The sequence below is a fragment of the Nonomuraea sp. NPDC004702 genome (assembly GCF_053601695.1).
Window position 1 is genome coordinate 86827 of record NZ_JBSGCE010000019.1, and the last position, 25787, is coordinate 112613.

At 72.6% G+C, this 25787-nt stretch carries 25 protein-coding genes; 13 read left to right on the top strand and 12 right to left on the bottom strand.

The window, feature by feature from the left end:
* The first annotated feature begins 222 nt into the window (after nt 1-222).
* Nucleotides 223-1053 (top strand): SMP-30/gluconolactonase/LRE family protein, encoded by an 831-nt coding sequence (locus ACWEJ6_RS24090; RefSeq protein WP_452426278.1) that lies wholly within the window; start codon nt 223-225, stop codon nt 1051-1053.
* Here the strand turns inward: ACWEJ6_RS24090 and ACWEJ6_RS24095 are convergent.
* The 3 genes from ACWEJ6_RS24095 to ACWEJ6_RS24105 are packed head-to-tail and all read right to left on the bottom strand — an operon-like array spanning nt 1043 to nt 4058.
* Nucleotides 1043-1858 carry a carbohydrate ABC transporter permease gene (locus tag ACWEJ6_RS24095; RefSeq protein WP_358291701.1) on the bottom strand — a complete coding sequence of 272 codons (816 nt, stop codon included), beginning with the start codon at nt 1856-1858 and terminating at the stop codon, nt 1043-1045. The two genes, ACWEJ6_RS24090 and ACWEJ6_RS24095, sit on opposite strands and share 11 nt — an antisense overlap.
* The gene (locus ACWEJ6_RS24100; protein ID WP_387671397.1) at nt 1855-2775 is read right to left on the bottom strand and encodes a carbohydrate ABC transporter permease; all 921 of its coding nucleotides are present in this window, start codon (nt 2773-2775) and stop codon (nt 1855-1857) included. The genes ACWEJ6_RS24095 and ACWEJ6_RS24100 overlap by 4 nt, the downstream gene beginning before the upstream one ends.
* The gene (locus tag ACWEJ6_RS24105) at nt 2772-4058 is read right to left on the bottom strand and encodes an ABC transporter substrate-binding protein (RefSeq protein WP_452426281.1); all 1287 of its coding nucleotides are present in this window, start codon (nt 4056-4058) and stop codon (nt 2772-2774) included. The genes ACWEJ6_RS24100 and ACWEJ6_RS24105 overlap by 4 nt, the downstream gene beginning before the upstream one ends.
* A 160-nt stretch (nt 4059-4218) precedes the next feature.
* Here ACWEJ6_RS24105 and ACWEJ6_RS24110 point away from each other — a divergent pair, with 160 nt between their 5' ends.
* Both ACWEJ6_RS24110 and ACWEJ6_RS24115 read left to right on the top strand, forming a co-directional pair.
* Complete coding sequence (locus ACWEJ6_RS24110; RefSeq protein WP_452426283.1) at nt 4219-5178, top strand: endo alpha-1,4 polygalactosaminidase; 960 nt, start codon at nt 4219-4221, stop codon at nt 5176-5178.
* A 235-nt stretch (nt 5179-5413) separates the two neighbouring features.
* Nucleotides 5414-6178: an SDR family NAD(P)-dependent oxidoreductase gene (locus ACWEJ6_RS24115; protein WP_452426285.1), complete on the top strand. Its 765-nt coding sequence runs from the start codon at nt 5414-5416 to the stop codon at nt 6176-6178.
* On the opposite strand, the gene ACWEJ6_RS24120 is transcribed toward ACWEJ6_RS24115, so the two are convergent.
* Nucleotides 6164-7249, bottom strand: a complete 1086-nt coding sequence (locus ACWEJ6_RS24120; protein WP_452426287.1) for an STAS domain-containing protein — start codon at nt 7247-7249, stop codon at nt 6164-6166. The two genes, ACWEJ6_RS24115 and ACWEJ6_RS24120, sit on opposite strands and share 15 nt — an antisense overlap.
* Nucleotides 7250-7353: 104 nt before the next feature.
* A complete protein-coding gene (locus tag ACWEJ6_RS24125) occupies nt 7354-8955 on the bottom strand; it encodes an IucA/IucC family protein (protein ID WP_452426289.1) in 1602 nt (533 codons plus the stop codon).
* An 80-nt stretch (nt 8956-9035) separates the two neighbouring features.
* On the opposite strand from ACWEJ6_RS24125, the gene ACWEJ6_RS24130 reads away from it, so the two are divergent.
* From ACWEJ6_RS24130 to ACWEJ6_RS24155, 6 genes are all read left to right on the top strand, one after another.
* The gene (locus ACWEJ6_RS24130; RefSeq protein WP_452426291.1) at nt 9036-10625 is read left to right on the top strand and encodes an IucA/IucC family protein; all 1590 of its coding nucleotides are present in this window, start codon (nt 9036-9038) and stop codon (nt 10623-10625) included.
* 55 nt (nt 10626-10680) lie between these two features.
* Nucleotides 10681-11529 carry an alpha/beta fold hydrolase gene (locus ACWEJ6_RS24135; protein ID WP_452426293.1) on the top strand — a complete coding sequence of 283 codons (849 nt, stop codon included), beginning with the start codon at nt 10681-10683 and terminating at the stop codon, nt 11527-11529.
* Between the two features lie 39 nt (nt 11530-11568).
* The gene (locus ACWEJ6_RS24140) at nt 11569-12678 is read left to right on the top strand and encodes an L-dopachrome tautomerase-related protein (RefSeq protein ID WP_452426296.1); all 1110 of its coding nucleotides are present in this window, start codon (nt 11569-11571) and stop codon (nt 12676-12678) included.
* 195 nt (nt 12679-12873) lie between these two features.
* Nucleotides 12874-13293, top strand: coding sequence for a hypothetical protein (locus ACWEJ6_RS24145; RefSeq protein ID WP_387671383.1), 420 nt, complete (start codon nt 12874-12876; stop codon nt 13291-13293).
* The gene (locus ACWEJ6_RS24150; RefSeq protein ID WP_387671381.1) at nt 13281-14174 is read left to right on the top strand and encodes a hypothetical protein; all 894 of its coding nucleotides are present in this window, start codon (nt 13281-13283) and stop codon (nt 14172-14174) included. Before ACWEJ6_RS24145 ends, ACWEJ6_RS24150 begins: the two co-directional genes overlap by 13 nt.
* 1 nt (nt 14175) lies before the next feature.
* The gene (locus ACWEJ6_RS24155) at nt 14176-14970 is read left to right on the top strand and encodes a hydrogenase maturation protease (RefSeq protein WP_387671380.1); all 795 of its coding nucleotides are present in this window, start codon (nt 14176-14178) and stop codon (nt 14968-14970) included.
* On the opposite strand, the gene rfaE2 is transcribed toward ACWEJ6_RS24155, so the two are convergent.
* Entirely contained in the window at nt 14942-16429 is a 1488-nt protein-coding gene (rfaE2, locus tag ACWEJ6_RS24160) for a D-glycero-beta-D-manno-heptose 1-phosphate adenylyltransferase (RefSeq protein WP_452426299.1), read from the bottom strand. The genes ACWEJ6_RS24155 and rfaE2 overlap by 29 nt on opposite strands.
* A gap of 190 nt (nt 16430-16619) precedes the next feature.
* On the opposite strand from rfaE2, the gene ACWEJ6_RS24165 reads away from it, so the two are divergent.
* The 4 genes from ACWEJ6_RS24165 to ACWEJ6_RS24180 are packed head-to-tail and all read left to right on the top strand — an operon-like array spanning nt 16620 to nt 19498.
* Nucleotides 16620-17723, top strand: coding sequence for a glycosyltransferase family 9 protein (locus ACWEJ6_RS24165; protein ID WP_452426301.1), 1104 nt, complete (start codon nt 16620-16622; stop codon nt 17721-17723).
* Nucleotides 17716-18093: a hypothetical protein gene (locus ACWEJ6_RS24170; protein WP_358291728.1), complete on the top strand. Its 378-nt coding sequence runs from the start codon at nt 17716-17718 to the stop codon at nt 18091-18093. The genes ACWEJ6_RS24165 and ACWEJ6_RS24170 overlap by 8 nt, the downstream gene beginning before the upstream one ends.
* A 49-nt stretch (nt 18094-18142) precedes the next feature.
* On the top strand, nt 18143-18721 hold the full coding sequence (locus tag ACWEJ6_RS24175) for a TetR/AcrR family transcriptional regulator (RefSeq protein ID WP_358291730.1): 579 nt from the start codon (nt 18143-18145) through the stop codon (nt 18719-18721).
* A gap of 42 nt (nt 18722-18763) precedes the next feature.
* Nucleotides 18764-19498 (top strand): SDR family NAD(P)-dependent oxidoreductase, encoded by a 735-nt coding sequence (locus ACWEJ6_RS24180; protein WP_364332392.1) that lies wholly within the window; start codon nt 18764-18766, stop codon nt 19496-19498.
* A 1-nt stretch (nt 19499) separates the two neighbouring features.
* Here ACWEJ6_RS24180 and ACWEJ6_RS24185 read toward each other — a convergent pair whose 3' ends face one another.
* The 6 genes from ACWEJ6_RS24185 to ACWEJ6_RS24210 all read right to left on the bottom strand — a co-directional run bounded on the left by ACWEJ6_RS24185 (nt 19500) and on the right by ACWEJ6_RS24210 (nt 25685).
* Nucleotides 19500-20795: an MFS transporter gene (locus tag ACWEJ6_RS24185; protein WP_452426304.1), complete on the bottom strand. Its 1296-nt coding sequence runs from the start codon at nt 20793-20795 to the stop codon at nt 19500-19502.
* Between the two features lie 67 nt (nt 20796-20862).
* Nucleotides 20863-21252: a D-ribose pyranase gene (rbsD, locus tag ACWEJ6_RS24190; protein WP_452426306.1), complete on the bottom strand. Its 390-nt coding sequence runs from the start codon at nt 21250-21252 to the stop codon at nt 20863-20865.
* Nucleotides 21249-22193 (bottom strand): substrate-binding domain-containing protein, encoded by a 945-nt coding sequence (locus ACWEJ6_RS24195; protein ID WP_352358764.1) that lies wholly within the window; start codon nt 22191-22193, stop codon nt 21249-21251. Before ACWEJ6_RS24195 ends, rbsD begins: the two co-directional genes overlap by 4 nt.
* Before the next feature lie 18 nt (nt 22194-22211).
* Nucleotides 22212-23189 (bottom strand): ABC transporter permease, encoded by a 978-nt coding sequence (locus ACWEJ6_RS24200; RefSeq protein ID WP_352320688.1) that lies wholly within the window; start codon nt 23187-23189, stop codon nt 22212-22214.
* Nucleotides 23179-24681, bottom strand: coding sequence for a sugar ABC transporter ATP-binding protein (locus ACWEJ6_RS24205; protein ID WP_358291741.1), 1503 nt, complete (start codon nt 24679-24681; stop codon nt 23179-23181). The genes ACWEJ6_RS24200 and ACWEJ6_RS24205 overlap by 11 nt, the downstream gene beginning before the upstream one ends.
* Entirely contained in the window at nt 24678-25685 is a 1008-nt protein-coding gene (locus ACWEJ6_RS24210; RefSeq protein WP_352358770.1) for a LacI family DNA-binding transcriptional regulator, read from the bottom strand. Before ACWEJ6_RS24210 ends, ACWEJ6_RS24205 begins: the two co-directional genes overlap by 4 nt.
* Nucleotides 25686-25787: the final 102 nt, after the last annotated feature.

A 25787-nucleotide genomic window follows, 5' to 3' on the forward strand; every position in this document is an offset into this window, starting at 1 on the left:
CAAGCCCCCGCCCCCGCGCCGCCTCCGTCCCCACGCCGCCTCCGTCCCCGCGCCCGCGCCGCCCCCGCGCCCGCGCCGCCCCCGCGCCCGCGCCGCCCCCGGGCCGCCGCATCGGGCGGTGGCGCCGGCTCCTTCCCCCTCTCCCCAAAGGGACCTCGACCGGCTACGGTCGGAAAGAACGCGGAACAGCATTCCGTATCACGGACCAGAAGGACGCAAGGCATGAAGCTGGAGCAGGTCCCCGTCCCCCGTGCCGCCCTCGCGGAGGGCCCGAGGTGGGACGCCGCCACGGGCACCCTGCTGTGGGTCGACATCCCCGCCGGTCACGTGCATCGGCTCGACCCGGCCGGCGACGAGCGGGAGACCATCGAGCTGGGCCAGCCGGTCGGCGTCGCCGTGCCGCACGCCTCCGGCGGCCTCATGCTGGCACTCAGGGACGGCTTCGCCCGCCACGCGGACGGCCGCACCGAACTGGTCGCCCGGCCGCCCGAGCCCGAGGGCAACCGGATGAACGACGGCGCCTGCGACCGCGCGGGCCGCTTCTTCGCCGGCACCAAGGCCGAGGACGACACCCCCGGCGCGGGCTCCCTCTACCGCCTGGCCCAGGACCGTACGTGCGACAAGGTGCTGGACGGCGTCACGATCTCGAACGGCGTCGGCTGGAGCCCCGACGAGCGCCTGATGTACTACGTGGACACCGCGACCGACCGGATCGACGTCTTCGACTACGACCCGGCGACCGGCACGCTCGACGGCCGCCGGGAGTTCGCCGCACTCCCGAGCCCCGACGGCCTGACCGTGGACGCCGCCGGCCACGTGTGGGTCGCGCTGTGGGGCGGCGCGGCGGTCGTGCGGCTGCGGCCGGACGGGCGTACGGACCTCACCGTGGACGTCCCCGCGGCCAACGTGACGAGCTGCGCCTTCGGCGGCCCCGACCTCGACGTGCTGTACGTGACCACCGCCTGGGACGGCGGCGCCGGCGGGGAGCTGTGGCGCTGCCGCACCCCCCACACCGGCCTGCCCGCCAACCCCTACCGCGGCCTCACCCCTTGACCGCCCCGGTCAGCGCCTGCACGAACCGGCGCTGGCCGAACAGGAACACGGCCAGCACCGGCAGCGTGGTCAGCACCGTGCCCGCCATGATCGCGGGCCAGTCGGCCCGGTGCTGGCCCTGGAACGTGGTCAGCCCGGCCTGCACGGTGTAGTTCGCCTCGGAGTTGATCACCACCAGCGGCCAGAAGAGGTCGTTCCAGGCCGTGATGAACGTGATCACGGCGAGCGCCGCCAACGCCGGCTTGGCGACCGGCAGCACCACCCGGAAGAACAGCGCGACCCGCGAGCACCCGTCGATCCGCGCCGCCTCCTCCAGCTCCCTCGGGAAGGACTGGAAGAACGACGTCATCAGATAGATCCCGACCGACGAGCTGAGCTGCGGGATGACCAGCGCCCCGAGCGTGTCCACCAGCCCGGCCTGGCTGAACATCAGGAACGTCGGGATCACGGTGAGCTGGAACGGGATCAGCGCGGTCGCGATGATCAGGACCAGCGTCAGCCGGGAGCCGATGAACCGGATCCGGGCGAAGGCGTACCCGGCCATGCTGCAGAGCACGACCTGGGCCGCCACGATGGCGCTCGACACCAGCACGCTGTTGAGGAACCAGCGGGGGAACTCGGAGCGCTCCATGACCGTGCGGTAGCCGCCGAGGTCGATGCCCTCCGGCAGGATCGGCGGCGGGAACCTGTTCAGCTCGGCCTGCGTCATGACCGAGCTGAGCACCAGCCACACGAACGGCAGCAGCGTCACCACCGACATCGGCGCGAGCACCAGGTGCCACTTGCTGGGCAGGCGTCGTCTCATCGCACGGCCCCCCTCCGCCGCGCGACCACCAGGCCCGCGACGATCAGCAGCAGCGTCCCGGCGAAAAGCGTGTACGCCACGGCCGCGCCGTACCCGGCGGCCGAGTAGCGGAAGGCGAGCTGCCAGACGTAGTAGACGATGGTCACGGTCGCGCTGGCCGGGCCGCCCTGGGTGGTGGTCATGACGAGGTCGAAGAACTGCAGCGCGTCGATCACGCCCCAGACCGCGAGGAAGACCGTGATCGGCCGTACGGACGGGACGATGATGTGCCGGAACGTGGCCCACCGGCCCGCGCCGTCGATGGAGGCCGCCTCCAGCACCGCCTTGTCGATCTCCTGGATGGCGGCCAGGTAGATCACCACCGCGAAGCCGAACCGGGTCCAGAAGAAGATCAGCGTGAGCACGTACATGGCCTGTGACGGGCTGCTCAGGAAGCCCTGGAGCGGCAGGCCGAGCCGGCCGAGCACACCGTTCATCAGGCCGAAGTCGCGGTCGAAGATGTAGCCCATGAGCAGGCCGGCCGAGGTGGCCGAGGCCACGTACGGAACCAGGAAGGCGGTCCGGTAGAAGCCGATCCCGCGCACCTTCCTGTTCAGCAGCACCGCCACCGCCAGGCCGAAGACCAGCGAGGCGGGGATGTAGAGCACCAGCAGCAGCCCGGTGTTGCGCACCGCCTGGAAGAACACCGGGTCCTGGAACAGCGCCCGGTAGTTGTCCAGGCCGACGTTCTCGGGCGTCTTCATCAGGTCGGAGTCGGTGAACGACAGCGCCAGCGCCCACGCCATCGGCACCAGCGCGAACCCGAGGATGATCAGCGTGGCGGGGCCCGCGAACGACCAGCCCGCGACGTGGTCGCCGAGCCCGCGGGTCTTCCTGGCGTGCCGGGCGGCGGGCGCGCCGACGGCGGCGCTGCTCATGAGCCCGGCACCGCCAGCACCGCGTCGGACCTGGCCGCGGCCTCGTCCAGGGCGGTCTTGGCGTCGGCCTTGCCCAGCAGCGCCTGCGCGATGGCCTCGGCGACGAAGGACGACACGCGGGGGTACCTGGTGGTGGGCGGCCTGACCCGCTTGGCGTTGGCCAGGTTCTCGGAGATCACCTCGATGCCCGGATATTTCTGCAGATAGTCCTGGTAACCGGACAGCTTGGTGATCGACTCCCTGATGGGCAGCGAGCCCGTGTCGCTCATCCACACGAGCTGCTGCTCCGCGGCCGTCAGCCAGCTCAGGAACGTGGTCGCCGCCTTGACGCGGCGCTCGTCGTGCTCGAACACCACCCAGTTGTCCGGGCCGGAGACGGTCTCGTGGTTGCCGTTGGTGCCGGGCAGCCGCGCGACGCCGTAGTCGACCTTGGCCGCCTGGAGGTCGGGCAGGACCCAGGGACCGGACAGGAACATGGCCAGCCGTCCGGACTCGAACAGCTTCTGGCCCTTCTCGGCCGGGCTGGAGTCGAGGTAGACCGACTTGTCGTCCACGGCCATGCTCCGGACCAGGCCGAGCGCCCGCTGCCCGGCCGCGGAGTTGAACGCCGACTTCTTGTGGTCGGGGGTGAGGATGTCGCCGCCCGCCTGCCACAGCAGCGGCCAGAGCCCCCAGACGGCCTCCTCGCCGCCGCTGATCGCCCAGGTCGTGCCGAAGACACCTTTCTGCGCGTCGGTGGTCTTCCTGGCGATGTCGCGGAAGTCGTCCCAGGTCCAGTCGGGGCCGGGGGCCTTGACGCCCGCCTTGGCCAGCAGCTTCTTGTTGTAGAGGACCACCATGTTGTCCACGACGGCGGGGAAGCCGATGACCTTGCCCTGGACGGTGACCGCCTCGCGCTCGTTGGCCCAGAAGTCGTCCCAGCCGACGGCCGGGTCCTTGACCAGGGAGGTGAGGTCGGCGGTCTTGGGGTTCCTGGCCACGTTGGGGGCCCAGGAGCCGTACAGGTAGGCGATGTCGGGGTAGGCGTCCGAGGTGAGGGCGGCAGTGATCTTGGGTAGCATGCCGTCTGCGGTCGCGCCGCCGGACTCGGTGCTGACCTTGACGTCGGAGTGACTCTGGTTGAACCGGGCGACCAGTTTCTCGATCGACTTCGCCGAGGTGTCCTCCTGGCCGTGCCAGATGGTGATCTCGACCGGGCCGTCCGCCCGTTCCTGTCCGCCGCCCCCGCAGCTCGCCGCGGCCAGAGCCAGGGCGACGACGGCCAGCGTCGTGCGGGGCCTCATCGGGCGGTCTCGCGGATGTGGTGAATGAGTCGTGCCATGGGGTTCCCTCCACAGAGCACGGCGGGCGTGGCGGCCCGCTGCGTGCGGCGAGTATAGTCACGCATCCACGATGCAGACTAGAGTTCCACCAGACGGAATGAGGGGCGCGAACGTGCGAACCATGACTCTCTTAGCCCGGCTGGCCGCGGTCGCGGCCCTGAGCTGCGCGCCGCTCGCGGCGCTCGCCGCACCGGCCACGGCCCGGACGGGGCAGGCGGCGCAGGCCGCGCAGGCGGGGGTGTGGAAGCCGCCGCTGCAGAGCCGCTGGCAGTACCAGCTCCAGGGCAACGCCAAGTACGCCGCCACCGGCGGCGTCAACGTCGACATCTGCGTGGTCCCCCAGTCGGGCGGCGCCTGCGTCCGGCCGGCGGTGTTCGACATCGACCTCTACGCCGACGGCGACGTGGTGGGCAACAACACCACGCTCAACACCGCGGCGGTGAAGGCCATCCATGCCCGCGGCGCGAAGGCCGTCTGCTACGTCGACGCCGGCTCGATCGAGGAGTACCGGCCCGACTACCAGCAGTTCGTCGCCTGGCACAAGAGCCACGGCAACTCCCTGCTCGGCAAGCCGTTCAGCGCGGAGTTCCCCAACGAGCGCTGGGCCAACGTCAACAACGACCAGGGCCAGCGGGACTTCCTGCTGAAGATGATGGAGGCCCGGGTCGACAAGTGCGTCCAGGCCGGCTTCGACGGGGTCGAGTTCGACGTCGTCAACGCCCACGAAGAGGGCAAGTCGGTCACCGGCTGGACCGTCAGCCCCGCCACCCAGCTCGTCTACAACAAGGCGCTGGCCGACCTGGCCCACCGCAAGGGCCTGTCCGCGGCGCTCAAGAACGACCTCAGCCAGGCGGCCGAGCTGGTGTCCAGCTTCGACTACGCCGTCAACGAGGAGTGCTTCCAGTACGACGAGTGCGGCCAGTTGAGCGTCTTCGTCAAGGCGGGCAAGCCGGTGTTCCAGGTCGAGTACGAGACGGCGCCGTCGGCCTTCTGTCCCAAGGCGGCCAAGCTCGGCATCAACGCGATCAAGAAGGCCGTGGACTACTCGCTGAAGGACACGCCGTACAAGCCGTGCAAGTGACAGCGACCCCGCCCGTCGCGGGCTAGGGCCTCGGTGGGGGTGTCACGGTCGTCCGGCCGTGACACCCCCACCCGATGTGGTCACAGAATGCAGTTCCGAAATCCCCGCCATAGCCCTCTGGTTCCGTAGAACGGAACGCCAGTGCAGGATGCGGAACCAGTGCTATTTTCTGATGACCCGACGGGCAGGCCACCACAGGTCTGCGCGTCGCGGCACGTTGAGGAAGGACGGCGTCATGCGCGGACTGGCCGGGAAGCGGGTGCTGATCAGCGGGGGCAGCAGCGGCATCGGAGCCGCCACCGCCCGCAGGTTCCTGGAGGAGGGCTCCCGGGTGGTGCTCACCGGGCTGGACGGCGACGAGGTCGAACGCACCGTCGCCGAGCTCGCGCCGCTCGGCGAGGTGGACGGGCTGACCGGCGACGTCAGCTCGGAGGACGACGTCGCACGGCTGGCCGCGGCCGCGATCGAGGCCATGGGCGGCGTGGACGTGCTGATCAACAACGCCGGAACGGCCTGGCGGGAGCCGTTCCTGGAGATCACCCCCGCCCACTGGGACCGGATCATCTCGGTGAACCTGCGCGGCATGTTCCTGATGGCCCAGACCGTCGCCCGCCACCTGGTGGACCGGGGGACGGGCGGCGTGATACTCAACATGTCCTCGACCAACGGCCTCGGCGGCGAGGCCGACTACGCCCACTACAACGCCTCCAAGGGCGGCGTGCTGCTGCTGACCAGGACCATGGCCGTCGAGCTCGGCAGGCACGGCATCCGGGTCAACGCCCTGTGCCCCGGCTACATCCGCACCCCGCTGAACGCCTCGATCTCGTCGGGGCTCGCCGACGACTTCGTCTCCGCCTACGAACGCGACCACATCCCGCTGGGCCGGGCCGGGCTCGCCGAGGAGGTCGCCGCCGCCTACGCCTTCCTGGCCTCGGACGACGCCGCGTTCGTCCACGGCACCGAGCTGGTGATCGACGGCGGTCAGCTAGCGATCATGTGAGTCGCCGGGGCGCGGCACCTTCATGGCGATGATCAGGCCGCGCCCGGAGTCGTCGCCGGGACGCAGGCGGGACAGCTCGACGGTGAGCCGCGTCGGCCGGCCCCGGCCGTTGACCACGTCGAGCGCGACCCTCCTGGCTCCGGCCCTGGCCGTGCCCCCGGCCGGCGTGTCGCGCACGAGCGGGACGATCCGCTCCACCGGCAACCCCGTGCCCAGCGAGGCCAGCGGACGGCCCACCGCCTCCCCGGCCCGCACCCCCCACAACTCCTCGGCCCCCGCCCCCCAGATGAGCACCCGCATGTCGGCGTCGAGCACCACCGCCGCGTCGCCCAGCCCGTGGACCAGCGAGGCGGTGATCCGGCCGACCTCGTCGAGCTCGGCCGTGCGGGCGGCCAGCGCGTCGTTGGCGCGGCGCAGCTCGGCGGCGCGGGCGGTGAGCGCGTCGTTGGCGTGACGCAGCTCGGCGTTGGCCGAGCGCAGCTCGTCGTTCGCGCGTTGCAGGTCAGCGTTGGCCGAGCGCAGCCGGCCGACGATCGCGGACCAGCGGCCGGGTGGCGGCAGGTTCTCCTGGCGGTCGGGGGTGATGGGCGTCTCGTCCCGTTGCGGCCGGAGCCGGCGGGTGCCGTGGTGCTGCTCGGAGCGGGGGTCGCGGGCCCGGCGGAAGCACGCCAGGTGGCGGCTGACCGGCCTGGGCGGGCCGGTCTGCTCGTAGATCTCGACGCCGGTCCCGGCCAGGGCGTCGGGCATCGTGCTGAACAGGGGGATCGCGGTGCCGCCGTGCTCGGTCATGAGCGCGATGAGGCGGCACAACGCGGGCTGGGCCTCGGCGACGGCCAGGTGGCCGCCCTTCTCCTGCATGGCCCGGTGGGTGATCGCGAGCTGTTCGAGGCCGTTCAGGTCGCAGAACCAGAGGTCGCCCGCCGCGACGATCACGTGTTTCACCCGCGAGCGCGGCAGGGGGTCGAGGAAGGCGGCCAGGATGGGGCTGGTCGTCGAGTCGAGCTCGCCCGCCAGGGCGACCACCAGGGTGGTGTCGCCCACGGGCACGAGCCGTACTGAGAGCTGCATCATCGGATTCGCTCCTTCCCTGAACTCTGCGTGATCGAAGATCGACGCGCAGCAGGGTCCGGCTGCATGCCCCATACTCCTCCTCCTTCGGGAAAAGAGCCAGGCGCTCACCGTGCGTGAGCGAGGGTCCAGGACGCTCCCTGGGTGAGGGGGTTGGGCAGCGTCGTCCAGCTGTCGCCGGGCGGGGCGCCCGCGAGCTGGGCGAGCAGGTGGGCCTTCACCCGGATCCGCTCGCCGAACAGGGCCGCGCGGTCGGCGCGCACGTCGGCGGTGTCGGGGAGCGCGTCGAAGGCCCGCCGCGCGGCCCGCGCCACGACGGCCCACAGGCGTGACTCGGCGGCACGGTCGCCCTCTCCCAGAAGGGAGACCAGACTGCCGAACGTGGTGCCGACGAGCGAGCCGAACAGCTTGGCGTGCAGGACGCCGGGGTCGTCGCTGAGCAGCCGGGGGCTGACCGGCGGCGTCCCGAAGCCGTTGCGGGCCAGCCGGGCCGGGCTGATCCGGACGTCGGCCAGGTCGCGGTAGACCACCTCGACCGGACGGCCCCGCCGGTCCAGCACGACCAGCAGGTTCTGGCCGTGGGCCTCCAGCGCGACCCCGAGGGCCAGCAGGCCGAGCGCCGCCGCCGTCGCCACGCCGGCGAAGGCCGCCAGCCACTCGCCGGCCTCCTCGCCACGCGGCGCGTCCCACTGGGCTGCGGCGGTGAGGGCGGCGACGGGCAGCACGGTGTGGCCGGGCACGCGGGGCGTCGGATCGCGCAGCATGACGGACAGGTCGGCGGTGTGCTCGCCGCGCACGGCCCCCGCGGCCCCGGACAGGTAGCGGGCGATGCGCGGACGGCCGCCGAGCCGCGCCGACAGGGCGGTGAGCAGGTCCGACAGGGGGACGCAGTCGCGTACCGAGCCGGGGGAGATGTCCCTCACGCCGGAGGTCATCCTGGTGGTGAACGCCGTCTTGAGGTGCGGGCCGCCGTCCAGGGGAGCGAGGGTCCGTACGGACATCAGCGGATGGCACGGCAACGCCCCGATCGCGTAGGGGCGCACCCCCAGCCCGGCCAGCACGTGCCGGGTCTGCCAGGGGTGGACGGGCAGCAGCAGCCGGTCGCCGTCCATGAGCGAGCCCGGCCACGGCCCGGTGACCAGGCATTCGGCGGCGGGCACCGCGACCAGGTCGAGCGCGACGACGGGCCGGTGCTCCGGCATGTACGCCAGTTGCTCGGCCACCGACACCCCCGGCCGGTTGCGGCAGCCCGGATGGTAGGGATGGCCGTCGACCACGCTCTGCTCGTACCGTTCGGGGCCCGGCTCGCGCAGCGGGGAGGCCGCCCCCGCCCGGGACAACGCCAGGGAGGCGACGCTGTTGTCCAGGTCGGCGACCAGCCCCTGCGCGCCGGGCAGGCCGAGCGCCGCCAGCAGCTCGGCCGGGTCCGGGTACGGGACGCCGTCCAGCCGCAGCACCGGCTCGTCGGCCAGGTCGTAGGGCAGCCGGGCCCGTCCGGTCAGCTCGCGCCCGTCCGAGAGCCGTACGCACAGGTCGCCGCCCACGGCGACGGGCTCGGCGAGACCGGGCAGAGGCTCGCAGAGCAGGCCCCGCCACAGCCGTCCCATGACGGCGGCCCGCGCCCCCGGCAGGGCCGCGGCGTAGCCGGGCGTGAGGTCCGGGCGCACGGCGGCCAGCTCCCTCGCGAACCGCGCCGCAGAATGCCGCATGAACCCCCCCGATGTCAGGAACATGCCCAGGTGAGCACCCTGTGGACACTGATCGGTACAAAAGGGTAGGACAGGTCGCCATGGCATATATCGACGGCCTCCTCCCACCGGCCGGTCCGGCACCCGAGGCACAAGACCACCAGGCCGCGGACGAGGCCACGGCCCTCGCGGTGACGGCCCTGCTCAACTGCCTGCTCCGCGAGGTGGCCGAACCCGCGTCCGCCGAGGACGACGTGTGGGTGCTGCCCGCGACCGGGCAGGTCCTGCACGTCCGCCCCGGACGGTACCCCGGCGCCCCCGCCCTGCGCACCCCCGACGGCCCGCGCCCGCTCTCCCTGGCCGGACTGGTGGCGCTCACCGAGGACGAGCTGCGGACGCGCACCGGCCACGCCAACCCGTCCCTGGCCAAGGAGATCACGGAGAGCAGGGACGTCATGGCCGCGCTGCTGTCGGCCCAGCGCGCCACCACCCCGCCCGCCGACCTGTACCTGCGCTCGGAGCAGGCGCTCGTCGCCGGCCACCGCTACCACCCGGCCCCCAAGGCGCGCGGCGGATCAGGCCCGGACGCCTGGCTGCCCTACTCGCCGGAGGCGCGCGCGAGCTTCGCGCTGCCGCTGCTCGGGGTGCCCGCCGAGGCGCTGGTCGAGCAGGGCGACGCGAGCGCGCTCGACCGGCTCGGCCCGCCCGCACCCGACGGCCTGACGCTGCTGCCCGCCCACCCCTGGCAGGTGGAGCTGCTGGGCGGGCTGAAGGAGCTGCGCCACCTCGGCGTCACGCCCGCGCGGGCGGTGGCGACGGCCTCGATCCGCACGGTGTACCTGCCGGAGGCGGACCTGTTCTGCAAGTTCAGCCTGGATGTGCGGATCACCAACGACATCCGCCGCCTGTGGCTGCACGACCTGCGCTGGCTGGGCCTGATCGACGACCTGCTGGGCGTGGCGTTCGACGACCTGCCCGCGCACCGGCCGCGGCCCGCCGTCCTCGGCGACCGCGGTTACCGCAGCCTGGAGCTGGACGGGGACGGCGGCGAGGCGCTGGCGGTGATCGTCCGCGACGGGCTGGGCGGGCACCTGCGGCCGGGGCTGACGGCCCTGCTGGCCGCCGGGGTCAGCGAGGGCTTCCCCGGCAACCCGCTGGACGGCCTCGACGCCGCCGAGGCGCTCGGATGGTGGCGGCGTTACCTCGACCACGTCGTGCCACCGGTGCTGCACGCCTACTTCCGCCACGGCGTGGTGCTCGAATGCCACCTGCAGAACGTGCTCATCGGCGTGGACGAGCGGGGCCTGCCCGGCCAGGCGATCTTCCGCGACCACGAGGGCGTCAAGCTGACCGCGGACCGCCACAGCCTGCCCGGCGCCCGCACGCCCGTCGTGAGCCCCGCCTACGGCTGGGAGCGGCTGCTGTACTGCCTGGTCGTCAACAACCTCTGCGAGATCGCCGGAGCCGTGGCCGAGCGGCACCCGGAGCTGCGGGCCGAGCTGTGGGCCGCGGCGAGATCGGTGTTCGCCGGCTGCGCCGAGGACCACGGCGGGCCCGAGGAGCTGCGCGAGCTGCTCGCCGGCGCGTACGTGCCCGCCAAGGCCAATCTGCTGCTGCGCTGGCTGGAGGCGGACGGCGCCGACATGCGCTGCGTGCCCATGCCCAGCCCTTTGCGACTCTTTACGCCATAAGCTATCCTTCCCGAGGACAACAGTTTACGGTGTATCGAATTCACGGAGGCTCCCGATGGCCACGGCGACGCTGCACGACGGAAGCACCATCGAGACAGAGGTCCACGGCTCGGGCCCGGTCCTGCTCCTGGCCGTCAACCCCAAGCCGGTCGAGGGCGAGGCGGCCGAGGAGATGCGGAAGTGGGGGGCCGACCCCGCGCTCGGCCGCTCGCTCATCGACGGCCTCTCCGACGGCTTCCGCGTCGTGGCCTTCGACTACGAGGGCCACGTCCTCGCCCATCCCAAGCCGGACACGCTCACCCCCGACAACGTGGCGGCCGACATGCTGGCGGTGGCCGACGCGGTGGGGGCCGACCGGTTCGCCTACTACGGCTACTCCTGGCTGGCGCTCAGCGGGCTCCAGCTCGCCCTGCGCACCGACCGGCTCTCGGCGCTGGTCATGGGCGGCTTCCCGCCGCTCGGCGGGCCCTACGCCGAGATGCTGAAGGTCACCGAGGCCACGTACCGGATGGCCGTCGAGCCGAAGACCGCCACGCCGCCGGCCACGGGGACGGGCGAGCCGGGCGACTGGTCCTCGACCGAGGTGACGCTGAGCGAGGGCCAGGCCAGGCAGTTCGCCACCCTGTACCGGGCGCTGCGCGGGTTCGACGACAGCCGGGTGCGCCTGTCCTGCCCCCGCCTGTGCTTCGTCGGCTCCGCCGACGAGATCGTCTACGACGAGCGGTGGGGCGGCGCCCACGTCAGCATCGCCGGCCCGGTGATCCGCGAGCGGGCCGCCATCGAGGCGCTGGGCTGGGACGTCGAGGTGCTCGACGGGCTCGACCACGCAGGGGCCATGCAGGCGGCCAACGTGCTGCCCATCCTGCGGCCCTGGCTGGAGAGGGCGCTGTTTCTCCCGGCCTGAGCTGGGCAGATGCCCGGCGGATCGGGGAACGGGGGGACCATGGCGAAGGGGAACGGCCGCGACGGCGTTCAGCCGGTCGATCAGCCCATCGGGAAGCTGGAACTCGTGCACGCCTTCGAGTCCGGCCCGATGCCGACCGGCGTCACGGTCTCCCGTGCCGGCCGGATATTCGTGAACTTCCCCAAATGGGGTGACGACGTTCCGGCGACCGTGGTCGAGCTGCGGGACGGCGACGCCGTCCCCTATCCCGACCAGGAGTGGAACACCGAGGCCGACGAGCCGTCGAAGTGGCTGGTCTCGGTGCAGAGCGTGGTCGTCGATCCCCTGGACCGGCTGTGGATCCTCGACACCGGCAGCCCGATGTTCCGGCCCACCAGGAAGGGCGGCCCCAAGCTCGTCTGCGTGGATCTGGAGACCGACACCGTGGTCAAGGTCATCATGTTCGACCGCGGTGTCGCCCTGGAGACGTCCTATCTCAACGACGTGCGGTTCGACCTGCGCAAAGGGGTCGCCTACCTCACCGACTCCGCCGACAAGGGGCCCAACGGGATCATCGTGGTCGATCTGGCCAGCGGGCAGGCGTGGCGCCGGCTGCACGACCACCCGAGCACCAAGGCGGCGCGGCCGCCGGACTTCGTGCCGGTCGTGGAGGGCCGGCCGTTCATGGAACGGCCGCAGGACGGGCCGCCGTCGCCCGTCCTGATGGGCTCGGACGGCATCGCGCTCCCGGCCGGCGGCGAGCGGCTCTGGTACTGCCCGCTGCTCTCCCGCCGCTGGTACAGCGTGTCCACGGACGCCCTGGTCGACCGCACGCTGGACGACGCCGAAGTGGCGGCGACGGTCAGGGACGAGGGCGACAAGGGCGGCTCGGCCGACGGCCTGGAGGCCGACGACGCCGGGCGCATCTACCTGACCGACTGGGAGCACAACGCGGTGCTGCGCCGGACGCCCGACGGCACGATCGACACCCTGGTCCACGACGCCCGCCTGCTGTGGCCGGACACGCTGTCGGTGGCCGACGGCCACCTGTACGTGACCGCCAACCAGCTGCACCGGCAGGCCAGGTTCCAGGAGGGGCAGGACCGGCGGCGGTATCCGTACGCGCTGTTCCGGGTGCCGATCGACGCCGGACCGGTCCGGCTGGTCTAGCGGCGCGGGCGCGCAGGGTCTGGGTCATGGTTTGCCGCCTTCGCCGACGCGGTATGCCCGCTACGTAGAGGTAGTGATCGGATACCGAACGACGCCATGGCTGAACCTCTGCAATGGCCACTTGGGGGGCTTAAGGCCGATGAATGCCGCTAAATACGACTGGTTTCCTGACGGCGTGACCGTCCTGGGGGCGTCATGTCGCTGAACGCACGCATCGGCAGGATCGAGAGCCTGCTCGAACGGGCCGAACCGCCCGCCGTCGAGCTGGCCCAGGCCCTGCTCGACCTCTACGGCGAGGGCCTGACGCGGATCATGGCCGCGGCCGACGACGACCTGGCCGCCCGGCTGGCCGCCGACGACGTGGTCGCGCACCTGCTGCTGCTGCACGACCTCCACCCGATCGACGTGCGGACCCGGGTCGAGGACGCGCTGCGCGGCACCGCCGCCGAGGTGATCGCCGTCGAGGGCGACCTGGTACGCCTGCGGCTCCCGGACGACGACGGGAACTCGGCGGACGCGGTGCGCCGGGCCGTGCGCGACGCGGCCCCCGAGGTCGAGCAGGTCGAGATCGTCCGGTCGGCGCCCGGCGTGGGGGCCGGCAGATGGACCACGTGAGGCGCATCGCCCGCGCCGTCCTCTACGGGGGCTACCTGCTGTGGCCCAGCCGCCACTCCGCCCCGCCCGATCGGCGGCGCTGGAACTTCGGCGGCGTGCACCCCGAGTCCTACGGCCGGGCGCACGAGGGCAACCCGTGGCTGACCCAGACCCAGTGCCTGCTGGAGGCCGGCGGCGACGACGTCGTGGACGTGCACGTGCGCTTCCTGCACCTGGTCACCTGCGAGGTGGCCGTGCGGCGCGAGGGCGAGCTGGTCCGCGTGCCCGAGCTGACCGTCGGCGGCGCCCGCCACCTGCCCAGGGAGGAGGCCAAGGAGCGCGAGGTGGCCGAGACCGGGCTGCGCCTGGCCGACCTGCTGGCCTGCCCGACCGGCATGGAGATCCACGTGCCGCCGGGCCAGCGGGCCGAATGGCTCGACGGCGAGGGCGTGCTGCTGCGCGGCTGGGAGGCGCTGAGCGGCCGGGCCGAGGTGTTCGCCGAGCGGCTGCGCGAGGGCCTGTTCCGGCTCACCGTCCGGGTGGCGAACACCAGCCCGTGGCAGGGCGACTCGCGCGCGGAGGCCATGAAGCACACTCTGATCTCCGCGCACACGGTCGTGAGCTCGCCGGGCGGCCGGTTCGTCTCGCTGACGGAGCCGCCCGACGCGCTGCGCGCGCTCGCCGCGGGCTGCCACAACATCGGCACCTGGCCGGTGCTGGTGGGCGAGGAGGGCGACCGGCACACGATGTTGTCGGCCCCGGTCATCCTCTACGACCATCCCAAGGTCGCCCCTCAGAGCGGCACGTTCGACGCCATGGAGATCGACCAGCTCCTCGACCACTGCGCCGCGCTCACCCCGGAAGAGCTCATGCGCCTGCACGGCACCATGCGGGAGACGTGACATGGACACTCGGTACCCGACGGAACGGCCGGCCCCGGCCGAGGCGATCGTCGACGGCGTGCGGCTGGCCCCGGGCAGCCGGGTGCGCCTGCGCCCGAAGAGCCGCGCCGACATCCTCGACCTCGCGCTCGACGGCCGCCTCGCGGTCATCGAGAGCGTCGAGCGGGACGACGTCGGCGGCTTCCACGTCGGCGTCACGCTCGCCGGCGACCCGCTGCGCGACCTGGGCGAGTCCAGGCTGCCGTGCCACCGGTTCTTCTACTCGGCCGAGGAGCTCGAACCCGTCGGAGGGGGCTGCCGCCCGCGCGTCCTGGTGGCCGGGATCGGCAACGTCTTCCTCGGCGACGACGGCTTCGGCGTCGAGGTCGTGCGCCGCCTGGCCGACGACGACCTGCCCGCCGACGTGCTCGACTTCGGCAGCCGCGGCCTCGACCTGGCCTACGCGCTCCAGCGCGACTACGAGGCCGCGATCCTCGTGGACGCCGCGCCGCGCGGCGAGCCGCCGGGCACGCTCACCCTGCTCGAACCCGACATGCTCGAACCGGACATGCCCGGCCCGGGCGGCCCCGGCGGCATCGCGGCCGAGAGCCACGGCCTCGACCCGGTCAAGGTGCTGCGCATGGCGCGCGAGCTCGGCCGGGTGCCCGCGCGGGTGCTCGTGCTGTGCTGCGAGCCGGCCCGGCTGGTCACCGACGACGTGCTGGTGGAGCTGAGCGAGCCGGTGCGCGGGGCGGTCGAGGAGGCGGTGCGGATGGTGCGCTCGCTGGTCATGGACGTGCTGGCGGAACGGGCCTGACCCCGTCCGGCAGAACGGGCGTGGCACCGTCCGGGGCGCCGGGCACCGAGCGCATGCGGCCGATGATGGCGGTCGTCGAGCGGTCGGGCAGGTAGTCCAGCACCAGCACCTCGCCGCCGAGCGAGCGCACCAGCGGCGCCTCCGGCAGCATCTCCGGGGTGTAGTCGCCGCCTTTGACGTAGATCTCCGGCCTGATGAGCCTGAGCAGGCGTTCCGGGGTGTCCTCGTCGAACTCGGTCACGTAGTCCACGTCGTTCAGGGCGGCCAGCACCGACATGCGGTCCTCGCACGGGTTGAGCGGGCGGCCAGGGCCCTTGAGCCGGGTGACGCTGGCGTCGCTGTTGACCGCGACCACGAGCACGTCCCCGAGCTGCCCGGCCTGCTCCAGGTAGCTGACGTGGCCCCGGTGCAGCACGTCGAAGCAGCCGTTGGTGAACACGATCCGCTCGCCCCTGCGCCGGTGCTCGTCCAGGAGCTGGGCCAGGCGCTCGGCCGCCTGCACGGTGCCCTCCTGGCGGCGCAGGGCGCGCAGCAGCTCGTAGCGGGTGCAGATGGACGTGCCGGAACGGCGTACGACCACCCCGGCCGCGGCCTGGCCCGCCTCGGCGGCCTCCTCCGGCGTCGCGCCGGCGGCCAGCCAGAGCGAGAAGGCCGCGGTGTAGGTGTCGCCCGCGCCGGTCGCCATGTGCTGCGGCGCGGGCCGGGCGTAGGTCCGGTACGGCGGGCAGCCGGCCCGGTGCAGCAGCGTGCCCTCGCCGTCCAGGGTGGTCACCACGATCCCGGCCCCGGTGGCGGCCAGGATCTGCGCGGAGCGCGCCATCAGGTACGCCGGCCGGTCGGCCGCGGCGTCCACCTCGCCGAGCAGGCTCACCACCTCGGCGTAGTTGGGCAGCACCGCCGCCGGCGCGCACTCGACCCAGGGCGCGACCGCGTGCGCGTCCACCACGAGCAGCGGCAGCCCGGCCAGCACCCGGCGCACCGCCGGGGTGAACACGCCGCCGCCGTAGTCGCAGGCCACGACGACGTCCGCGCCGGTCACGGCCGCGGAGACGCGGGCCAGCAGCGCGCGTTCGGCCTCGGGCGGGATGACGTCGAGGTCCTCCTCGTCGTAGCGGGCGGTGAGCTGGCCGCTGGTGACCAGCCGCCGCTTGTGCGCGGTCCGCCGCCCCGGCACCGCCTGCAGGTCCGTCTCCACGCCGAGCAGCCGCAACGCCTGGACGAGCTGCTCGCCGCAGGCGTCGTCGCCCACGACGCCGACGAGCCGGACGCGGGCCCCGAGCGCCGCCAGGTTGGCCGCGGTGTTCCCGGCGCCGCCCGGCGCGTCCTCGACCGCCTCCAGGCTCATCACGGGCACCGGCGCCTCCTGGGCCAGCCGCTTGGCCGAGCCGTGCAGCCACGAGTCGAGCATGACGTCGCCGACGACGACCGCGCTGACCGTCTCTTCCCTCAGGGTGCCCATAGAGGGCGAGTACCTGTAAAAGCCCAGCTCAAACGCATACCAGCTCAAATAGGTTCGTCCGAAACCGAAGTTACGGGCCATCCCTGCCGGGTAGCCCGGCCGCTATGTACGGCCCTTCGGACACCGGGCTGCCGCCCAGGCGGGCCTGCCGCCTGGAGCTGCCGACCACTGTCGCGGACAGGAGCGCGGAATGCTACGACTACATGCCGGGGACCCCATGACGGCCCGGCCCGGCCTGGTCGAGGGCGTGCGGAGCATCGCCGTCCTGCGGGCCAACGCGATCGGCGACTACCTGCTCGCGCTGCCGGCCATCGAGGCGATCAAGCTGGCCTACCCCGACGCCCGGCTCACCCTGCTCGGCACGCCGTGGCACGCCGAGTTCCTGTCCGGGCGGCCGGGACCGGTGGACGACGTGGTGGCGCTGCCGCCGATCACGGGGGTCTCGACGTCGGAGACCGGCTACCCGGTGCCCGGCGGGGCCCGTGCCGAGCTGCGGGAACGGGCGTTCGACCTGGCGGTGCAGATTCACGGCGGCGGGCGCTTCTCCAACCCGTTCGTGCGCTCGCTCGGGGCGCGGGTGACCGCCGGGCTGCGCTCCCCGGACGCCGAGGAACTGGACCGGTGGGTGCCCTACACGTACTTCCAGCACGAGACGCTGCGTTTCCTCCAGGTCGCCGAGCTGGTCGGCGGGGTCGCCGAGCGGCTCGAACCGCTGGTGGCCGTCACCGCCCGCGACCGGGCGGAGCTGGCCGAGTCGTTCGGCGAGCCGCCGGCCGGGCTGGTGGCGCTGCATCCCGGGGCTACGGACCCGCGGCGGCGCTGGCCCCCCGAACGTTTCGCCGAGGTGGCCGACCGGCTGGCCCGGCCCGTCGCGGTGACCGGGAGCTGGGCCGAGAAGGACCTGGTGGAGGCGACGGTCGCGGCCATGCGCGGGCGGGCGCACCCGGTGCTCCCCGTCGTCGGCACGCTCACCCTCGGCGGCCTGGCCGCCCTGTACGAGCGCTGCGCCCTGGTGGTCGCCAACGACACCGGCCCGCGCCACCTCGCCGCGGCCGTCGGCACGCCCACGGTCGCCGTCTACTCGTGCGTCAACGTCATCAACGCCGGGCCGCTCAGCAGGACCGCGCACCGGCCGCTGATCTCCTGGACCACCCGGTGCCCGGCCTGCGGCGCGAGCGGCGTGGACGTGGAGGCCGAACGCTGCGAGCACGACGGGACGTGGGTCGCCGACGTCTCGGTGGACGACGTGACAGAACAGGCCGAAGACCTACTGAAGGGATATCGCGATGACTGACCAGGCCGTGCTGGACGAACTGCAGGAAGCCCTGGACGAGGCGTTCCAGGGACGGGACCGGGTGGCGATGCGCGAGGTGTACGCGCGGGTCTCCGCGCACGTGCACATCCCCGCCGACATGCTGGCCCATCTCAACGAGGTGCCCGAGGGCAGCTACTCCAGAGAGGAGATGGCCGAGGCGATCAACGACGTCATCAGGCGGCGCGGCGAGCAGGACAGCCTGGGCCTGCTGAGCATCCCGCGGCAGCGGCCGGTGGAGGAGACCGCCGCCGCGGAGCGGGCCGTCGCCGACGACACGCCGCTCGAATACCTCAACCCGCCCCAGAACCCGCCGGACGACGGCCAGGCCCCGGAGTTCCGCGAACCGTAGAGGCTCTTTGAATTAGACCGTTCGTTCTTGAATGTGGTAGCTTCGCCGCGTGGCACGCAGCAAGGAGTTCGATCCCGAGGTCGCGCTCGACCGGGCGCTCGACCTGTTCTGGGAGCGCGGTTACGAGGCGACCTCGATGGCCGACCTGGTGGAGCGGCTGGGGCTGGCGCGGGCCAGCATCTACGGCACCTTCGGCGGCAAGCGGGAGCTCTACGTCAAGGCGCTGGAGCGCTACCTGGCCCGGCGCAACGTGGTCGAGCCGCTGGCCCAGCCGGGGCCCGCGGTGCCGGCCGTGCGCGCCTTCCTCGACGCGTACGTGGCCGAGATCCTCGCCGACGAGCTGCGGCGCGGCTGCATGGTCGTCAACACGGCCGTGGAGTTCGCCTCGCGCGACGCCGAGCTGGCCCGCCGGGTGACGGCGAGCTGGGCCGAGCTGGAGACCGCGCTCGCCGCCGCGCTGGTGCGCGCCCGCGCCCAGGGGGAGATCCCCGAGTCGAAGGACCCCTACGCGCTGGCCCGGTTCCTGCTCGTGCTGCTCCAGGGCCTGCGCGTGCTCGGGCGGGCCGACCCCGACCCGCGCCGCCTGCGCGACGCGGTCGAACAGGCCATGATTGCCGTGCAAATTTGAGACCGATCGTTCCAGGAGCTTGTCGTGTTCGAAGGAAAAGTCGTGCTTGTCACCGGGGCCACCGGGGTCGTGGGCCGGGCCGCCGCGCTGGCGTACGCCAGGAAGGGCGCGTCCGTGCTGGCCGCCGGGCGGGACACCGCGCGGCTCGGCGCGGTGGTCAAGGAGATCGAGGCGGCGGGCGGCCGGGCCACCGGATTCACCGCGGACGTCACCGACTCGGCCTCCGTCGCCGCCATGGTGGAGGCCGCCGTCACCCGTTACGGCGGGCTCGACGTGGCGCTGAACGCCGCCGGCGTCTTCGGCATGCTGGCTCCGGTGGCCGACTACGACGAGGACACCTGGGACACCGTGCTCGCGGTGAACCTCAAGGGCGTGTTCCTGTCGATGAAGCACGAGATCGCCTACATGCGCGAGCACGGCGGCGGCGTGATCGTCAACGTGGCCAGCAACCTCGGCGCCCACTGGCGACTGCCCGGGGCCGCCGCCTACGCCGCCTCGAAGGCCGCGGTGAGCCACCTGACCCGCACCGCCGCCCGCGACCACATCGCCGACGGCGTCCGCGTCAACGCCGTCAGCCCCGGGCCCATCGACTCGCCCATGTCCACGCGTCCCGGCGAGACGACGGCCGAGCGCGACGAGCGCATGCGGCACGCCCTGCCCATCGGCCGCGTCGCCACCCCGGAGGAGATCGCCGCGGCCGCGTTGTGGCTGTCCTCGCCGGAGTCCAGCTTCGTCGTCGGCCAGGACCACGTGATCGACGGCGGCGCCACGGCCTGACTCAGCCGGCGGCCACGGGCGGGCGGGTCTCCTTCATGGCCAGCACCGCCACCAGGCTGATCAGCCCGACCCCGGCCATGTACGCCGACACCGACAACGACGTGCCGGTCGCCTCGTGCAGGGCGGTCGCGACCAGCGGGGCGAACCCGCCGCCGAGCAGCGCGCCGACCGCGTACGAGAAGGAGACCCCGCTGTAGCGGTAGCGGGGCTCGAACATCTCGGCGAACAGCGCCGACTGCGGCCCGTACGTCGCGGCGAGCCCCACGTTGAGCACCACCACGGCGACCACCATCAGCGCCGCCACCCTGGTGTCCACCAGCAGGAAGAACGGCACGGCCCAGACCACGAGGAGCACCGAGCCGGCCAGGTAGACCGGCTTGCGGCCGATCCGGTCGGACCAGATCGCCGTGGCCACGATCCCGGCCAGCCAGGTCAGGCTGCCGACGATCACCACGACGAGCATGAGGTTCCTGCTCACCTTCAGCACCTGGGTGCCGTAGGACAGCAGGTAGGCGAGGAACACGTAGCCGATCGCGGTGTTGGCGACGAAGCTGGCCGAGGCGAGCAGCAGCGCCCGCGGCCGCTCGCGGAAGACGTCGAGGACGGGCCGCCTGCTGCGGGCCTGCTCGGCGGACAGCGCCCGGAACACCGGCGTCTCGGTCACCCGCAGCCTGATGAACAGCCCGACCGCGACCAGCACGACGCTGAACAGGAACGGCAGCCGCCAGCCCCAGCTCGCGAACTGCGCCTCCGACAGCCCGGCCGTCACCGCGACGTACACCAGTTGCGCGAGGATCAGCCCGGCCGGCACGCCCACCTGGGAGTACAGCCCGTAGCGGCCGCGCCTGCCGGGCGGGGCGTGCTCGACGGCGAGCAGCGCCGCGCCGCCCCACTCGCCGCCGGCGCTGAGCCCCTGGAGCAGCCGCAGGACCAGCAGCAGGATCGGGGCAGCCACCCCGATCCGGTCGTAGGTCGGCAGCAGCCCGACGCCGACCGTGGCCGCGCCCATCAGCAGCAGGGACGCGACCAGCATCGCCTTGCGCCCGAGCCGGTCGCCGAAGTGCCCCCACACCAGGCCGCCCACGGGCCGGGCCAGGAACCCGACGCCGAGCGTGGCGAACGCGGCCAGGGTGCCCGACGCGGGCGAGAGCGGGGAGAAGAACTGGGAGCCGAAGACCAGCGCGGCGGCCGTGGAGTAGATGAAGTAGTCGTACCACTCGATCGTGGTGCCGACCGCGCTCGCCATGGCGACGCGACGGAGTTGGGCGGGATCCGGCTCTGCTGCCTCGTGGGTCATGGCGCCTCCCTCGACGCCAGAGTAGATCTTCCTCCGCCCGCTTCCCAGGGGCGCGGGGCAGGCGTCCCTAGAACGCCACCCCGCACCGCAGGATCACGTTCGCGTACGGCGTGGCCTCTCCGGTGCGGACGGCCAGCCGCACCCCCGCCGACAGCCGCTTCAGCTCCTCGTGCGGCACGTACGCCAGCCCCGGCAGCCGGGCCGCGAGCAGCTCGGCGCAGCCGGGGTTGCCCGCGCGCACCTCCTCGGCCGCCGTGGCCCCCTCGACGACGAGCTCGGTGAGCAGCCCGTCGAGCACGTCGGCGAAGGCCGGGATGCCCGGCAGGAAGGCCAGGTCGACGACCCGCACGCCGGGCGGCACGGGCATCCCGCTGTCACAGACCAGCACCTGGTCGGTGTGGCCGAGCCGGGCCATGGCCCCCGCCAGCTCGGCGTTCAGAATCCCCGCGCGTTTCACTGGAAGTCCGCGACGTTCTCCTTGGTCGCCACCTTGACGGGCACGGCCACCGTCTTGTCGATGGTCTCGCCCTTGGCGGCCTTGACCGCGGCCTGCACCGCCTGCTGGCCGAGCAGCGACGGCTGCTGGGCGACGCTGGCGGCCAGCGTGCCCGCCTGCACCGCCTTCAGGCCGTCGGGGGTGCCGTCGAAGCCGACGACCTTCACCTGCTGGCCCGCCTTGGCGCCCAGCGCCTTGATCGCGCCCAGCGCCATCTCGTCGTTCTCGGCGAAGACGCCGGTGATGCCGGGGTTCGACTGGAGCATGTTGGTCATGACGTCCAGGCCCTTGGTGCGGTCGAAGTCGGCCGGCTGCTTGGCCACGACCTTGATGTTCGGGTACGCGGCGATGCCCTCGGCGAAGCCCTGGCCCCGGTCGCGCGAGGCGGACGTGCCCGCCGTGCCCTGCAGCACGACCACGCTGCCCTTCTCGCCGAGCTGCTTGGCCAGCTCCTGGGCGGCCAGCTTGCCGCCGGCCACGTTGTCGGAGGCCACGGTCTGGGCCACCTCGGCGCCGTTGACGCCGCGGTCGGCCGCGATCACCGGGATCTTGACCCGGTCCGCCGCCTTGACCGCCGGGGCCGCCGCGTCGGAGTCCACCGGGTTGACGATGATCGCCTTCATGTTCTGGCTGGTGAAGTTCTGGACCTGGTTCACCTGCTGGGAGGCGTCGTTCTGGGCGTCGGTGACGGTCAGCGTGACGCCCTCCTTCTTGGCCTCCGCCTCCGCGCCGCTGCGCAGCTGCACGAAGTAGGGGTTGTTCAGGGTCGACACCGACATGCCGATCTTGATGTCCCCGCCCCCCGAGGACGAGCCTCCGGAACCGCCGTCGCCGGAGGAGCCGCAGGCGGCCAGGCCGAGCGTGAGCGCGGCGCCGGCCATGACAATCGCGGGAATCCGCATGATCTTTACTTCCTTTTCCTAGTTCGTTCCCCTGCGCCGCAGGGTGTCGACGAGGACCGCGAGCGCGATCACCACGCCGATCACGACCTGTTGCCAGAACGCCGAGACGGACAGCAGGTTCAGCCCGTTGCGCAGCACGGCGAGGATGAGCGCGCCGACGAAGGTGCCGAGCGCCCTGCCCTTGCCGCCGGACAGGCTCGCGCCGCCGATGACGACGGCCGCGATCGCGTCCAGTTCGTAGCCCGCCGCGGCCTGCGGCTGCGCCGAGGCCAGCCGGCTGGCCAGGACGATGCCGGCCACAGCCGCGAAGGCGCCGGACAGCGCGTACGTGATGAGCTTCTGCCGGTTGACCTTGATGCCGGACAGCCGGGCGGCCTCCTCGTTGCCGCCGATGGCGTACATGGCCCGGCCCGGGTACGTGCGGTTGAGCACCACGGCCGCGATCACGCCCATGACCAGCATCACCAGCACCGGGATCGGCAGGTAGTCGCCGAGCGTGTCGCCCAGGTGCGAGACCGAGTCGGGCATCGCGATCGGGCTGCCCTGCGAGATGACCAGCGCCAGACCGCGGGCGATGCCCAGCATGGCCAGCGTGGCGATGAACGGCGGCAGCTTGCCGTACGCGATCAGGGCGGCGTTGACCAGGCCGCACACGACGCCGACGGCCAGCGAGACCACGACGGCGACCGGCCACGGCAGCCCGGCGCTGGTGGCCGTCCAGGCCAGCACGATCGCCGACAGCGCGGCGACCGAGCCGACGGACAGGTCGATGCCGCCGGTGACGATCACGAACGTGGCCCCGAAGGCCAGGATCGCGGTGACGGCCGCCTGGACGCCGACGTTGAGCAGGTTCGTCACGCTGAGGAAGTCGGAGGACAACAACGACAGCGCCACGACCAGCACGACGAGCGCGGCGAGCGCGCCGTTCTCGGCGAACCAGGCCGCGGCGGGCGACCGGCGGCCGGTGAGCTTGTTCGGAACGGTGCTACTTGGCACGGGGACCCTCCACATCCGTGACCGCGAGGGCCATGACGTCGTCTTGCGTGGCCCCGGCCGCGGGCAGCTCGCCGACGAGCCTGCCGCGGGCCATGACCAGAATGCGGTCGCTCATGCCGAGCACCTCCGGCAGATCGCTGGAGATCATGAGCACGGCGTGCCCGGAGGCGGTGAGCGCGTTGATGAGCTGGTAGATCTCGACCTTGGCCCCGACGTCGATGCCGCGGGTCGGCTCGTCGAGGATGAGCACGCCCGCGTCGGCGACCAGCCACTTGCCGATGACGACCTTCTGCTGGTTGCCGCCGGACAGCGTGCGGACCTCCTGGTCCAGGCCGGTCATCCGGATGCCGAGCTGCTCGGCCACCTTCCCGGCGGCCCTGCGCTGGCCGGCGCGGTCGACGAAGCCGGCGCGGGTGGCGGCGCGCATGGTGACCAGGCCCAGGTTCTCGGCGACGTCCGCGCCGAGCACCAGGCCCTGGCCCTTGCGGTCCTCGGGGACCAGGCCGAGCCCGGCCTCCATGGCGGCGTGCACGTCGCCGGGCGCCAGGCGGGTGCCGCGGACGACCACCTCGCCGGTGTCGTAGCGGTCGGCGCCGAAGACGGCCCGCGCGACCTCGGTGCGGCCGGCGCCGACCAGCCCGGCGACACCGACCACCTCGCCCGCGCGCACCTCGAACGAGACGTCGTCGAAGACGCCCCTGCGGCCGAGGCCGGAGACCTTGAGCAGGGCCTCGCCGCGTTCGGCGGCCTGCCGCGGGAACTGCTGGTCGATCGGGCGGCCCACCATGAGCCTGACCAGCTCGTCCTGGGCGGTGTCGGCGGGGATCTCGGTGACGGACCTGCCGTCGCGCAGCACGGTCACCCGGTCGCCGATCTCGGCGATCTCCTCCAGGTGGTGGGTGATGAACACGATCGAGACGCCCTCGTCGCGCAGCTGGCGGACGATCGTGAACAGCTTGGCGACCTCGCCGGAGGTGAGCACGGCGGTGGGCTCGTCCATGATGAGCACGCGGGCGTCGAGCGCGAGCGCCTTGGCGATCTCCACCATCTGCATGCGGGCGATGCCGAGCCGGGAGATCGGCGTCGCCGGGTCGACGTCCACGCCGACGCGGTCGAGCAGCGCCTTGGCCTGCCGTTCCATGCGCTTCTTGTCCACCAGCCCGAAGCGGCGCGGCGGGCGGCCGAGCGCCAGGTTCTCCGCGACGGTGAGCTGGGGGACCAGGTTGAACTCCTGGTAGATGGTGGCGATGCCGAGCCGCTGGGCGTCGCCCGCCGACCGGATGTCCACCGGCTGCCCGTCGACGGTGACGTGCCCGCCGTCCGGCCGGTACGCGCCCGACAGGATCTTGATCAGCGTGCTCTTGCCCGCGCCGTTCTCGCCGAGCAGGACGTGCACCTCGCCGGCGCGCAGGCTCAGATCGACGCCGTCGAGTGCCACGACGCCGGGGAAGACCTTGCGCAGGCCCTCGGCCTTGAGTATCTCCGCGGTCACTCCATGATCCCTTTCCGCTCGCATGATCGGCGAATCACCAGGCGCGCCGGCAGGACGTGCGAGTCGGCCGCCTGCCCGCTCTGGATCCGGCCGATCACGAGCCGCACGGCCAGGCGCCCCATCTCGGCCGTCGGCTGGGCGATGGCGGTGATCGGCGGGGCGGTGTGCTTGAACCAGGTCACGTCGTCGAAGGAGGCGACGGCCACGTCGGCGGGGATGCGCAGGCCCCTGGCCTGGATCTCCTCCAGACCGCCGAGCGTCATCAGGTTGTCGCCGAAGAAGATCGCCTCGGGCGGCTCGGGCAGGTCGAGCAGCTCGGCGGTGATGCGCCGGCCGCTGCCCTCGCGGAAGTCGCCGGGCCGCACGTACTCGGGGCGCACCTCCAGGCCCTCGGCCGCCATCGCGGCGGCGAAGGCGGCCGTGCGCTCGCGGCCGGTGGACAGGGTGGCCGGGCCGGAGGCCAGGGCGATCCGCCGGTGGCCCTGCTCGCGCAGGTGGCGGACCAGCTCGGCGATGGCGGCGGCGCCGTCGGAACGCACGGAGGGCACGTCGAGCCCGGAGATCGTGCGGTCGAGGAACACCACCGGCCGGCCGGCCTCGGCGAGCTGCTGCACCAGCGGCGTGACCTCGGCGGTCGGGCAGATCAGCAGCCCGTCGACGCGCTGCTCCAGCAGCGTGCGCACGTAGTGGTCCTGCTGGTCGGCGCGCTCGTCGGCGTTGCCCATGACGACCGTGAAGCCCTCGCGCCTGGCCTCGTCCTCGACGCTCCTGGCCAGCTCGGTGAAGAACGGGTTCAGGACGTCGCCGATGATCAGGCCGATCGTCCTGGTCGCGGTGGTGCGCAGGGAGCGGGCGACGGCGTTCGGCACGTAGTTGAGCGCGCTCATCGCGTCGTAAACTCGGCGCCGGGTCTCCTCGTTGACCGAGGGGTTGTCGTTGAGCACGCGGGAGACCGTGGCGACGGAGACACCGGCCTGCGCGGCGACGTCCTTGATCCTTGCCATCGTTCCTCCGTGTAATCGATTACACGGCAGCTTATGAAATCGATTACATGATTGGCAAAGTGAAATGGCTCACACCCCCGGGGGAGAGGGTGTGAGCCGGTT

Bases quoted from the DNA above. Each gene is read 5' to 3' on its own strand.
- ACWEJ6_RS24090 (WP_452426278.1), top strand. From the start codon at position 223: ATGAAGCTGGAGCAGGTCCCCGTCCCCCGTGCCGCCCTCGCGGAGGGC.
- ACWEJ6_RS24095 (WP_358291701.1), bottom strand. From the start codon at position 1,858: ATGAGACGACGCCTGCCCAGCAAGTGGCACCTGGTGCTCGCGCCGATG.
- ACWEJ6_RS24100 (WP_387671397.1), bottom strand. From the start codon at position 2,775: ATGAGCAGCGCCGCCGTCGGCGCGCCCGCCGCCCGGCACGCCAGGAAG.
- ACWEJ6_RS24105 (WP_452426281.1), bottom strand. From the start codon at position 4,058: ATGAGGCCCCGCACGACGCTGGCCGTCGTCGCCCTGGCTCTGGCCGCG.
- ACWEJ6_RS24110 (WP_452426283.1), top strand. From the start codon at position 4,219: ATGACTCTCTTAGCCCGGCTGGCCGCGGTCGCGGCCCTGAGCTGCGCG.
- ACWEJ6_RS24115 (WP_452426285.1), top strand. From the start codon at position 5,414: ATGCGCGGACTGGCCGGGAAGCGGGTGCTGATCAGCGGGGGCAGCAGC.
- ACWEJ6_RS24120 (WP_452426287.1), bottom strand. From the start codon at position 7,249: ATGATGCAGCTCTCAGTACGGCTCGTGCCCGTGGGCGACACCACCCTG.
- ACWEJ6_RS24125 (WP_452426289.1), bottom strand. From the start codon at position 8,955: ATGCGGCATTCTGCGGCGCGGTTCGCGAGGGAGCTGGCCGCCGTGCGC.
- ACWEJ6_RS24130 (WP_452426291.1), top strand. From the start codon at position 9,036: ATGGCATATATCGACGGCCTCCTCCCACCGGCCGGTCCGGCACCCGAG.
- ACWEJ6_RS24135 (WP_452426293.1), top strand. From the start codon at position 10,681: ATGGCCACGGCGACGCTGCACGACGGAAGCACCATCGAGACAGAGGTC.
- ACWEJ6_RS24140 (WP_452426296.1), top strand. From the start codon at position 11,569: ATGGCGAAGGGGAACGGCCGCGACGGCGTTCAGCCGGTCGATCAGCCC.
- ACWEJ6_RS24145 (WP_387671383.1), top strand. From the start codon at position 12,874: ATGTCGCTGAACGCACGCATCGGCAGGATCGAGAGCCTGCTCGAACGG.
- ACWEJ6_RS24150 (WP_387671381.1), top strand. From the start codon at position 13,281: ATGGACCACGTGAGGCGCATCGCCCGCGCCGTCCTCTACGGGGGCTAC.
- ACWEJ6_RS24155 (WP_387671380.1), top strand. From the start codon at position 14,176: ATGGACACTCGGTACCCGACGGAACGGCCGGCCCCGGCCGAGGCGATC.
- rfaE2 (WP_452426299.1), bottom strand. From the start codon at position 16,429: ATGGGCACCCTGAGGGAAGAGACGGTCAGCGCGGTCGTCGTCGGCGAC.
- ACWEJ6_RS24165 (WP_452426301.1), top strand. From the start codon at position 16,620: ATGCTACGACTACATGCCGGGGACCCCATGACGGCCCGGCCCGGCCTG.
- ACWEJ6_RS24170 (WP_358291728.1), top strand. From the start codon at position 17,716: ATGACTGACCAGGCCGTGCTGGACGAACTGCAGGAAGCCCTGGACGAG.
- ACWEJ6_RS24185 (WP_452426304.1), bottom strand. From the start codon at position 20,795: ATGACCCACGAGGCAGCAGAGCCGGATCCCGCCCAACTCCGTCGCGTC.
- ACWEJ6_RS24195 (WP_352358764.1), bottom strand. From the start codon at position 22,193: ATGCGGATTCCCGCGATTGTCATGGCCGGCGCCGCGCTCACGCTCGGC.
- ACWEJ6_RS24210 (WP_352358770.1), bottom strand. From the start codon at position 25,685: ATGGCAAGGATCAAGGACGTCGCCGCGCAGGCCGGTGTCTCCGTCGCC.